4 protein-coding genes are annotated in these 13,136 nt (G+C 30.4%); all 4 read right to left on the bottom strand.

The genetic code is table 4. The features are described 5' to 3' along the window. Window positions 1-3: 3 nt before the first annotated feature. Window positions 4-879 (bottom strand): type II CRISPR-associated endonuclease Cas1, encoded by an 876-nt coding sequence (cas1, locus tag ACM0L0_RS01025; RefSeq protein WP_416738709.1) that lies wholly within the window; start codon window positions 877-879, stop codon window positions 4-6. Between the two features lie 121 nt (window positions 880-1,000). Continuing rightward, entirely contained in the window at window positions 1,001-4,717 is a 3,717-nt protein-coding gene (gene cas9 / locus ACM0L0_RS01020; protein ID WP_416738708.1) for a type II CRISPR RNA-guided endonuclease Cas9, read from the bottom strand. A gap of 178 nt (window positions 4,718-4,895) precedes the next feature. Then, window positions 4,896-9,419 (bottom strand): DNA-directed RNA polymerase subunit beta', encoded by a 4,524-nt coding sequence (locus ACM0L0_RS01015; protein ID WP_416738707.1) that lies wholly within the window; start codon window positions 9,417-9,419, stop codon window positions 4,896-4,898. After that, entirely contained in the window at window positions 9,412-13,044 is a 3,633-nt protein-coding gene (locus ACM0L0_RS01010) for a DNA-directed RNA polymerase subunit beta (RefSeq protein WP_416738706.1), read from the bottom strand. The genes ACM0L0_RS01015 and ACM0L0_RS01010 overlap by 8 nt, the downstream gene beginning before the upstream one ends. Window positions 13,045-13,136 lie beyond the last annotated feature (92 nt).

Genomic DNA, 13,136 nt, shown 5'->3' with positions numbered 1-13,136 from the left:
CTCTTAATCTCAATCAATAATATAATCCTCTTCAATGATGTTGCCTAAAATTATAGATTTAATAAATTGTTCAATTAAATCATTTAAACTCTTACGATTTTTAAAAATTAAATTTTCAAATGAACTGAATAATGTTTTTTTATACTCAGAAAAAGAATCATTCTGCTCTTTGATCAAAAATGAGTAGGTAAAATAATCAATTACTGGTCTAAAAATTTCCATAACATCACATGCTAATGCGAAATAATTGTTAAAACTTTTATGAAAAATTCCGAGTCTATTATCAAGTCCATTTTTTATCAAACTTCTTGAAACATAACTCATAAGAACAATATACCCAAAGTTTAAAAACTTATTTATTATATTTTCATCATCAGAACGACTGAAGGAGCTACCATATAATAATTTAAAAGAAAGCTTAGCAGCATGCCCTTCACAATTTGTTTCATCACCAAGTTTTACATTGCAATAATAATCCACTAATTTATTTATTTCATCATCTGTTGCAATATTTAGATGATAAATTAATTTAGAATAGTTGATAATTTTTAACCTAACAATTTGTTTTCAAATTTGATTTTTAAAAGTTTCATCTCACCTTATTTGAGATAAATAGTTTTTATTTGAATAATAAGAATTAATTGGATTAATTTGTATTGTTGGTTGATATTTGCTATTGCAAATAATTAAATTTATGTTGTAATTGACAATTTTATTTAGCAATGGTACTGTAATTGAGCAAAATGGATTTGTAATCAGAATCGTATCAATAGTACGTAATGGTATTGTAATTCTTGCACCATCTTTGTTAACAATTAATGTGTCTAAAAATAAAGATAAATATTCAGTTTGTGCTATTTCAATAACTTTTTTTGACATAAAAGAAAAAACCAGAGATAACTCTGGCAATTACGACAGTCATATAAAATATGACGTCTTATTTTAGGGTACGACAATACTTGTATAAGCAATATTTTTATATTGTCAATTAAATTATATATTATTTAAATTTATTGTCAACTAAAATTTTATTTAATCCTAAAAGATCTGGTTCAACCTCTACGCCTTGTTTTTGGTTTAAAATTATATAGTTGCTAATAATTTGTTTTGCAGTTTTTCTGATTCTTAAATTTTTATCTTTGTCATCATCAGAATACAATTTTGTTGCCTTTCCAAGATATTTTAATTCTTGAATATCGTTGATTGTTTGAAAAGATGATAAGTAAAATAATTCTCTACTGTCTTTTTCAATAAGCACTGTGCCTTCTGTTAAAATTCTTCAAATTTCATAACCTTTATCTAATTGTTTTTCTTTTAAATATTTCATAAATTTTTTATCAGCCATGAAATCATGTTTTAATACATTTAACTTATTAGAATCAAAATGAGTATTTAATGTATTAATTGGAATCCTTATATATTCAGGGTTCTTAGAATTGCCATCATCTTTTTTCTTCATAATTATTAATCCAACTGATTTTATTGATGTCTGAAAGGCCTTTGGTAAACCTGTTTTACTGTCTTTATTTACAATAATAAGTCCTGTTGTATCCTTTAATTTATCTCCTTTAACTCTTAAATGTTTGATCTTAAAGGTGTTTTGATTTTCTTGATCATAGAATACAACTGTTTTTGATTCGATCATTTTAGAAATGAACTCTTCAGTAAATTTATCTGGATAATTTTGAGATAAGTCATGCATATATTTAGTGAATACACCTTGATCACCATTTTTATATTCATTTTCATATTCTAAATAAATAGATTTAATTAAATTAAATAAGTTTGGATTAGCTTCTGACAATAATAAGTCATCAAATTTTGAGTCAAATACTGGAGCAATTTTATTCTTTTTGTCAAATAAACTTATTTTGTCAATCTGTCTAAAACCATCTCCATCTTGAATCATTGAATATACCGTACTATTAAATAATTGTAAATTAGACTTGATTTCTTTTTTACGTGAAAATTGAACTCTAAAATCAATGTTATCAAAATTAGGTTCCATTTCTTTGACTAGTTCACTAATTTCATTTTGAACTTTTAATTGTTTTCATGTGCTGCTATCAATGTCAGTAATTTCACCTGTTTTAATATCTTCTTTACGTCATATTCCTGTAGAAGATGATTTGTATATTTTATAATTACTCATATTTTGCAACTGATGATATAAAGTTTTAGTTTTGTTAGCAAACATTGCAATTATACTTGCATCAATCGCATGGTGAGAATAATCATCTCTATTCTTTTTTCTTAATTTTTCATTTTCCATATTTTTTCTAATAAATGAAGTTACACCACCATTTATAGAAATTACAGGGAACATTGCTTTTTTATCACTTGAGATATTTTTTGAGTATTCTTGTAATGCATCTCTAAATACAACTGTTGCATATCTTGTATCATTTAAGTTACGTGATAAAAATCCGATGTCAAAAGCATTTTGATCTTCTTCGATAATTAACTTTTTATATTTTTTGTCTTTTTCTGTTTTATTTGAAAATCCTGGTTGATTTTTTTCATATCAATTTTTACAGTTTTGAAGATATTCTTCTCAGGTAATGCCAGCACTTCCTGATCTGATGTATTCATATGGAGTTTTTTGGCCTTTTAATTGATTTGATTTCTTAAGGACAAGTACTTTGTTACTACTTGAATCATCAAATGATTGACTGTATGGTAAGATGTGATCAATTTCGGTATTAGTAAATATTTCTTCAAATAATATTTCTTTACCAGAATACAAATCAACATGATCTTGTTGTAGTCATAATAACGTTTTGTAACTTTTGATAGCAGATTTTAAAATTGTTTCAATTTGTTGTTCGCCAATTCCTAAATACTGCAAGGCATTTTTAACAATATCATTGTTACTTGAAATTATCTTTTCATAATTCTTTTTGTTTTTGTTAATTTCGTCATCCGATAATTCTCTTGCTAGTTCAATAACTACTTTAGAAATTTCAAATTTCTTACCAAATTTCTTTTTAATTGCATTAAATACTTTTGTAGCTTCTCTTAAAATTCTTTTCACTCCAGGTGATAAAATAGCTTCATCAACAAAATCGGGACTTAAATATTTTGAAATTTGATTATTTTTTGCACTTCCTTTTTTACTCTTTAAAATTTCAGTTTCAAAAGACTCGTCATAATTTTTTAATGCTTCAAAATTTCATCCTCTGTCTTTTTCTTTTTGATATGGTCTATTATCCATACCTACCATTTTTGAGATCACTAATTTAATTGCTTTTTGTGATAATGAGTGAGTTTTTGAGAGTTGTTCACTAAAATCTTCTGGCATTGTTTTAAATAAATTAAATAATGATTCATACTGATTTTTTATTAAATAATCAAAAGCTTTATCTTTATTAGATATCTCAGTTAAATTATTCTTATTTATTTTGTCAGTGAATGTGTAATTCTTAGATAAGTATAAAAACATATTATCTAAAAAATCCAACTTTTCTTCAAGACTATAATTAATTAAAAAACTTAAATCTAGAAATTGCTTTATGTTTTGTATAAATTCTGAAAGTTTAGTTAAATCACCAAATTCATTTTTACCATTTTTATTAATTTTAAGTCCAGATAATTTAAACTTATCGTCATTTTTATTCTTTATTCCTTCTTTATCTAGCGAAGAAAGACCTTCGAAACCATTTTCTAATAAGAATTTATTTATCGAACCTTCAATAGATGAAATAATAATTTTGTCAATTTGTGTTTTCTTTACTTTTACTGCTTTATCTAAATCTAATAAATAACTAATTAGTTCATTTAAGAATTTATATTTTTCCTCTTGTGTAATAAATCAATGATTTAATAAATCATGTTTACTTCTAATTGTACTTAATTCATTTAATTCATTAAAAATTAAAGCACTTGGTAAATTCTTTGGAGCTCTATATTCATCATTAAATATGCTGCATTTTCCAAGTGTTTTATCTCAAATATTATTATACAGTTGAATAGTCTTTTTTGTTTCTTTGTCATAACCAAATATACCATATGGGCTTGCACTGTTTAAACTTCCAGGTCCTTTTGACATTTCACGAACATAGCTAAATAATCCTAAATATTCTTTTATAAAATCTTCAGGTAAATTATCTTGTGAATTTAATACTTGTTTAATTTCGTTAAGTCATTGTTTATTTGAAAAGTTAAAATCACTCATTAGTGCTTCATCATTTACTTGATTTGGATCGTTTAAATCAATAATTCCATTATAAAAACCATATTTATTATAGTGCTCTAATAATTTTTCACTAGGGTAAATATCTATATTTTCATTGTTTTCATAAAAATATCCCCTATTTTGTAAATAGTCATGTAATATTCAAGCTAATTCTTTTGGCTCGATAGAAGCATTTAAGGCTTTAACTTTTAAATTTAAAACAATATTATTTTCTTGTTGCTGAATAATATTGTTTTGCATAATATCTGCTTTATTTTCAAAATTGAAATAATTATTGTGTTTCCAAATTAAGTTTACTAATTTTTGATTTTTATACTTTCTTCTTCTAATTAATCTTCTGGCACCTCTAAAGGACCTTCTATCTTGAGCTGTCTCAGCTGATGAAAATAATCTACTTCCAAGATAGTATATTTGATTAGTTTCCGAGTCAACAACTGATCATCCAACAGATCCGACTCCTAGGTCAAAGCCTAATGTAACTGCTCTTTTAGTATCATTGTTTTTCTTTAAATCATTCTCCATTATTTTCTCCTTTTCTTTATACAATAAATTTTACTTAATTTTTTTGCAACATTGATACAGTTTCCACATTTTCATATTTTTCCACAAAATAATATATTCTCTCAGGCATAGAAAATATTTTAATAATAAAAATACAGCACCTAAGCACTGTATTTATTATTGGTATGATTAGTAAATATTATTCGAAATCGTCGCTATCATTTTCAATGTCATCAACAATTTCCATTACATCATCATCAATGTCAAATATTTCTTGGTTTTCTTCATCATCTGTCATATCCATGTCATCTTGACCTTGTAATAATAATGCATCATCGTCAAATGAAACTGGAATTTCAATGTCATCAAATGTTGAGTTAATTTCATCTTGTTCTTCTTGACTTAATTCAACTCCACCATTTTCTGGATCAATTTTACCTGTGAAGTATGTTTTAGGATCACGAATGTCGTATTTTCCTTTTAATTCATAGTTAGAGTTTGTTCCAGCTGGAATTTTGTGTCCAAGAATAATGTTTTCTTTAAGTCCTTCAAGATAGTCAACTCTTTTGGCAATTGATGAGTTAACAAGAATTTTAGCTGTTTCTTGGTATGAAGCAGCAGCTAGGAATGAATCACTTAATAAAGGAGTTTGTTTTGCTCCACGGATCTTAACTTCACCGTAAGCTGGACGTTTTCCTGCAGCAAGTAATTTTCCATTTTCTTTTTGGTAAACAAATGTATCAACAAGACTACCTGTAAAGAATTTAGAATCTCCAGGATCTGTAATCATGATTTTTGAAAGCATTTGTCTAATAATGATTTCGATGTATTTATCTGAAATTGTAATACCTTGTAAACGATATAGTCTTTGAACTTCTTTTAATAAGTAGTTTTGCACAGCTCTTGTATCAGCTGCTTCAAGAAGTTGGTTAAGAATAATAGGTCCTTCAAAGATCTTTTGACCACTTACAACATTATCTCCAAGTTTTACACGTAATTTTTGTGAAACTTTTCCGCTGTATGTTTCAGTTTCAACTGTACCATCTGGTCTCTTAGTTTCAACTTCAACTAATAAGATATCACTACTGTCTTTTCCATTCTTATCTGTTGCAGGCGCAATTCTTGTTACTGTTCCGTATACTGTTGAAATAACAGCAGGTTTTCCTCATGGGAAGTCGTAGGCATCGATAAGTTCGATTAAACGTCCGAACCCACCTGTAATATCTTCAACCCCAGCAACCCCTCCGGTGTGGAATGTACGCATGGTAAGTTGTGTTCCAGGTTCCCCAATTGATTGAGCAGCAACTACCCCAACAGCTTCACCGATGTTAACAATTCTGTTTGTTGCCAAGTCTTTTCCGTAACAGTGTTTACATACCCCATTTTTGGTGTGACATGAAAGCACTGAACGAATTTCAACTTGACTTTGTCCATATTCATTAACAATTTTATCGGCTAAGTCAGGAGTAATTAAGGTATTAGCAGCTACTAATTCATTTCCATTTTCATCTAAGATAGCTTTATTTGTAAATCTACCTTCAATTCTTTCTTGTAATGATTCAATAACTGTATCAGTTTTTGTATCTTTAATATCTTTAACCACGAATCCAAAGTCTGATCCACAGTCATCTTCTCTAACAACGATACCTTGTGCAACGTCAACAAGTCTACGTGTTAAGTAACCTGATTTAGCTGTGTTAAGCGCAGTATCGGTAAGTCCTTTTCTGGCCCCGTGAGTTGATGAATAGAATTCATAAGCTGTAAGCCCTGAAAGGAATGATGATTTAACTGGGATTTCAACAGTTGAACGTACCACACGGTCATTTTCAGCATCGGCTTTAAGCACTTTGGTGTTGTTGTTCATAAGTCCACGCATACCAGCAAGTTGGGTAAAGTTAGATGAGTTACCACGAGCTCCTGAGGTGAACATCATAAATAGTGGGTTATCAATATCTGATTTAGTAACTTCTTTAAGGTCTTTTTCAATAGAATCTTTAACTTCTGATCATTTTTGAATTGTTAATGTATAACGTTCGTCATCAGTTAAGTATCCTTCTTCAAAGAATTTCTTAAGTTGGTCAGTGTATTCTTCACCTTTTTTAATCTTTTCAGCAGTAGTATCAAGTGTTGTAATATCGTTCATAGAAATTGTTGTACCTGAGATTGTAGAGAATTTAAATCCTAGGTTTTTAACTTTATCAAGGATAGAAGCAACATAGTTTGTGTAATCAAATCAAACTTTATCTAATACTTTTGTGTATTCACTTAATGTTCATACAGGTTGCATACCTTCAGCAACATTAGGGTTTTTCTTACTTCATTCATAGTTAATTGTTTCAAAGTGTTCTTTAATTGAATTTGAAATAATTCTTGCATGTGAAGTAGGAATTGGTTGGTTTGCAAAATCAACTAATTCAGCACATTCTGTGAAACGATCTTCAAAGTTTTCTTGTGTTGTTTCATTAATAATAGAAGCAACATCTTCCATTGTTACAACAGCAACGTATTTTTCATATACTCTACGAACAATTTTAGCAATGTCTTTCTTAGAAAGAGCTAAGTTAACTGGCATTGCTGCAATTTTAGCTCTGAAATCATCACCATAATTAAGCACATATTTATCTAAATCTTTGTCTGAAGTATCAATTTTTTCGCTTTCACTTACTTTAATTGTTCCATCAGCTTGTGCTACTTCTTTTCTTGTTACAAATTTACCAAAGATAAATTCGAAATCAGAAGGGAAAGCACGGTTAAGGATAAATTTACCTACTGTTGAAACTAAGTAAGGTGCATTAGTGTGGTTTGAAACTGATTCTTTGCTCATTGCAGAAATTGGAAGTACAACTCTTGTGTGTAGAGTAATATATCCATTTTCATAAGCTAGCATCATGTCATCAAAGCTTGCATAGAAGTTTCCTTCTCCCTTAACATTTGCTTTTTCAATTGTTAAGTAGTAAAGACCTAAAATCATATCTTGAGATGGGTTAATAATAGGTTCTCCATCTTTAGGTCCAAGAATGTTTTTAGAAGCAAGCATAAGTTCTTTTGCTTCACGAACAGCTTGATCTGAGATTGGAACGTGAACAGCCATTTGGTCCCCGTCGAAGTCAGCGTTGAAAGCTGTAGTTACAAGTGGGTGAAGTTTAATAGCTTTACCACGGATTAAAACAGGTTGGAAGGCTTGGATTGAAAGTCTGTGAAGTGTAGGAGCACGGTTAAGAAGAACTGGTCTTCCATCAATTGCTTTTTCTACATATGGTCAAATAATTGGATTTAGAGTTTCAATCATTTTCTTAGCTGATTTAACACTTGTAATTGAAGGTTCACCTTTGATTAATTCTTTGATAATTCAAGGTTCAAATAATTTGGCAGCCATATCACGAGGAATACCAACTTCGTGCATTCTAAGTGATGGCCCAACAACGATAACACTACGTCCTGAATAGTCAACACGTTTTCCTAAAAGGTTTTGTCTGAAACGTCCTTTTTTACCAGTTAAGGCATCTGAAATAGATTTTAAAGGATGAGAATCTTTTGATACAACTGGTGTTGGTTTTTTTCTAGCATTATCAATTAAAGCATCCACTGCTTCTTGAATCATACGGTATTCGTTTTGCTTAATAAGCATAGGAGCATCAGCTTCATTTCATTTAGCTAAACGATTGTTTCTAATAATGATACGACGATATAGTTCGTTAACATCACTAGTTGAGTGTCTTCCACCATCTAACTGTACTAATGGACGTAAGTCAGCTGGGATAACTGGAAGGTTGTAAATTAACATACTTTTTGGATCTTGTCCAGATTTAATAAATGAGTTAATTACTGTTAAACGTTTGTATAACTTAGCTCTATCTTGTTCTTTAGTTGAAGATAATCCATTGTCTAAATCCATTTCTGAGTTGATTTTGTCAATTTCAGCTTGCACAGAAGCTGCTTCTTCAGCTAAATCAATGTGAGTTAATAAGTATTCAACAGCACGAGACCCTGTGTCAATTTTAGCATCTGAATATTCGTGGATAATTTCGTTGTATTGGTAGAAATCAATCCCGAAATCTTTCCCGATTTTTGATTCAGCATATTCTCTTAATTCGATTAATGCTGTTTCGATGTCTTCATATTCATCAGTATCTTTATCATAATTACCAAGCATTTCTTCTAAAGCTGCTTCATAAATGTTAGCTGCTTCGTTAATGTCAATGATGGTATTTTTCTTTAAGCTAGTTAAGTTTCCAGCTTCAAGAACGATGTGAGATTTATAGTAAATTAATTTTTCTAAATCTGCTTTTGTTACTTGTTTAGTAGAGTCAGCAACTCTAAGACCAAGTAGTTTTGAAATAATTGAGTGATCAATTTTGAAGAATCAGAAGTGCACTACAGGGTTGTGTAATTTAATGTGCCCCATTCTGCTTCTACGTGTAATTTTAGGTAAAATAACAGGTCTATATTTTTCACAAGCAGGGGTTTTGGTACATACAGAATTTTCATCACTTTTCTTGTATTTTGTATTACAGATTGGACATTTGTAATCTGTAACTGGTCCGAAAATTAATTCATCAAATAGCCCATCTTTTTCGGGTCTATATGATTTATAGTTGATGGTTTCTGGTCTTGTAACTTCACCATGAGATCATTCTAAAATGTCTTTATCTGTTGCAAGTGAGAGAGTAATTTTATTAATTTGTTCAACTAATTCGTCTTGCTCTTTATCAAAATTATTCATAACCTTCTCCCCCTATTTCATTTGTATCAACGTATTGATATTGTGTATGATCGATGTCTTCTTCTTCGTTAAGTGTTCTAGTTGAAGCATCTAATTTCATTCCAAGTCCTTTAAGTTCATAGCTAAGAACATTAAATGATTCAGGAATTCCAGGCATTGGTAATTCTTTTCCAGATACTAATGCTGAATATAAGGCATTACGTCCTGTAATGTCATCTGATTTAAATGTAAGGATTTCTTGAAGTACATTTGTAGCTCCATAAGATTCAATAGCTCATGTTTCCATTTCCCCGAATCTTTGTCCCCCATTTTGAGATTTACCTCCAAGAGGTTGTTGTGTAATAAGTGAGTATGGTCCAACACTACGTGCGTGCATCTTGTCATCAACCATGTGGTTAAGTTTAAGCATGTACATAACCCCAACAGAAATAGGTTTATCAAATTTTCTTCCTGTAATTGGGTCAATAAGTGTTTGTTTTCCACTCTTATCAAGTCCTGCTTCTACTAAAGCATTTTCAATGTCAGTTTTCTTAACCCCATCGAATGAAGGAGTTACGAATTTAACACCTAATTTTCTAGCTGCCATTCCAAGGTGAAGTTCAAGAACTTGACCAATGTTCATACGTGAAGGAACCCCTTGTGGGTTAAGCATAATGTCAAGTGGTGTTCCATCTTCTAAGTATGGCATATCTTCTTCAGGTAATACGATTGAGATAACCCCTTTGTTACCGTGACGTCCAGCCATCTTATCCCCAACTTTAATCTTACGTTTTTGGGCGATAGAAACTTTAACAATTTTGTCTACACCTTCTTCTAAGGCATCTCCAGCTTCACGTGAAAGTACTTCAACATGAATTACTGTTCCAGCATGACCATTTTTAACTTTTAATGAAGTATCTTTAGTTGTTTGTGGACGTTGTTGAAGAATAGCCATAAGTAGTTTTTCTTCTTGAGAAGGGTTATCTTCTCCTTTAGGTGAAAGTCTACCTACAAGCACATCACCTGGTAATACTTCAGAACCAACTTTAACAATACCTCTTTCGTCTAAGTTTCTTAAAGCGAATTTAGATACGTTGCTAATTGCATTTGTTAATTCATCGTCTCCAGCACGTGATGTTCTGAATTGAATTGTTTGTTCTTCGATGTGAATTGATGTATATACGTCATCTTTAACAAGTCTTTCATTAATGATAACAGCATCCTCAAAGTTATATCCATTTCATGTAGTAAATCCTACAAGAACGTTTTTACCAAGAGCCATTTCTCCATCTTTAAATGAGCTACCATCAACTAGTAAGTCACCTTTTTTAACTTCTTGACCAACAGCAACAATTGGTTTTTGTTGAATTAATGTTCCTTGGTTACTTCTTTCGAAGTTTCTTAATGAATATCTGTCAGTGTTTCCTTTTTCGTTTTTGATCATAATTTTTGATCCATCAACGAATGTAACAACTCCAGCATTTTTAGCAACTAAGTTGTATGAAGAATATTTAGCAATATCTGCTTCAATACCTGTAGCAACAAATGGTGCTTCAGCTTGAAGAAGAGGAACTGCTTGACGTTGCATGTTTGATCCCATAAGTGCACGGTTGGCATCGTCATTTTCTAAAAATGGGATAGCTGCAGCAGCAACTGAAACAATTTGTTTTGAAGAAACCTCAATATAATCGATTTCATCTGGTGTACCTATAATATAGTTATAGTCACGTCTAATTGTTAAGTATGGATCAATAATTTTGTTTGATTCATCTACTCTAACTGATGATTGAGCAAATGAGAATCCAATTTCTTCAGCAGCAGTTAAATAGTGAGTTGTTGAATAGTCAACTACACCATTGTTTACTTTGAAGTAAGGAGTTTTTAAGAATCCTAAGTCATCAACTTTTGCATATGTTGCATAGTTAAGGATAAGTCCGATGTTAGGTCCTTCAGGTGTTTCGATAGGACAAATTCTTCCATAGTGAGTTGCATGAACATCACGAACTTCGAATTGTGCTGTATCACGGTTAAGACCTCCAGGCCCTAGAGATGTAACACGACGTTTGTTTGATACTTCAGCAAGTGGGTTAATTTGATCCATGAATTGTGAAAGTTTTGATGAGTTAAAGAATTGTTTCATTTGGTTTGTTACAAGTTTGTTGTTTGTAACATTCTTAGCTGTAACTTTGTCAGCTTCTTTAGCCCCCATACGTTCACGTGTTGCTTTTTCTAATTTTGTTAAAGCAACTGATAATTGACCTTCTAGTAATTCACCAACTGAAACAATACGTTTATTTGTAAGTGAATCTGGATCATCATCTTGACCAATTCCATCAATTAAGTTGAAGTAGTAGTTAATTGCAGCAACAATATCTGAAATTAATAAATGAGTTTCAACTGATTTAGGATCGTTACCAATTACTAAAACTGGTTCTTCAGGTCTTTCATCCATTCATTTTCTTGATGGATAAACTTTAAGTTTGATGATGTTAATTCTTTTTGCTAATGTTTTGTTTTGGTTAATAAGTTTGTGGTAAACCATTTCAGGGTCAATACCAGGGATTTTTTCACTTCTTACTAATCCTTCATTAAATGCATTTTGAATTTCTTTAGCTTTCTTAATGTCGATAAATGTTCCACTAGGATATAAAACTACTTTTTCTCCTTGTTCAACTGATTTAACAACAAAGTCTTCAGCTAAATATGTGTTTGTTATACGATCAACAAGAGAAAGTTTCTTGTTAAGCATGTAACGTCCAGTTGTTGATAAGTTATAACGTTTTTTATCAAACAACATTCCAGGAATAAGTGAACGTTTAGCTTCTTCTGAAATACGATCACCTTTTCTTAGGCCTCTGAATAATTCTTCTTGACATTGATCAAGAATTTCAGCTTCAGTAAATTCTGAATTTTCAATTAACTTGTCTTTCTTAAGTGTTTCTTCTAATAATTCACTTGTACCAAATAATTCTCTAATTGTTTTTGGTGTAAATCCAAATGAACCTAAGAATGTAGCTAAGTTAACATTCTTGTTTTTGTCAATTTTAATTTTTACAGTATCAAGAGTTGAAGATGTAACTTTGTGAGACACTTCAAGTCATGATCCGATTCTTGGTAAAATTTCTAATTTGTTGAATAAGTCATCTGATTGTTTATTACGATCACCAAGTCCAAAGTATGCACCAGGTGATCTGATTAACTGAGACACGATAACTTTTTCAGACCCGTTAATGATAAAACTTCCACCAGAAGTCATGTAAGGAATTTCTCCTAGAAGAACTTCATCAACTTTAACTTCTCCAGTATTTGTTATTTCTCTTTTTAAGCTGATGTAAACTTTAACACTAAAGTTAATTCCTTTAGCTTTACATTTTTTAATTTCTTCGCTTTCGCTAGTAATTTTTTTAAATGGCAGTTCTAATCTTACTGAATTCTTAACAAAATCTAGGCGAACTTCCTTGTTAGCAGCTTCGATTGGATAAACTTCAAGTAGACATTCTTGAATTCTTTTGCTAATAAAAAGTTCAAAACTTTCTTTACTTGTTTCAAGAATATCAAAAAGAGGTAAAGATTCTTTAGTTACTGAGTAATCTCTTCTCTCTGTGACAGGACCAAATCTACGAATTTTATAATTTTTTTGCTCCATATATTTATTCTCATCCTTTCTGAAAATATAGACCTCTAATTAAAAAATACATTCTTAAATGTATATTTACGTAAGGTATATAAATTTTATCA

The sequence above is a fragment of the Mycoplasma razini genome (assembly GCF_048076865.1).
Taxonomy (GTDB): Bacteria; Bacillota_I; Bacilli_A; order Mycoplasmatales; family Metamycoplasmataceae; genus Mycoplasmopsis.
The sequence above is the reverse complement of the archived record's forward strand: the minus strand, read 5'-3'. Positions and strand labels throughout refer to the sequence as shown.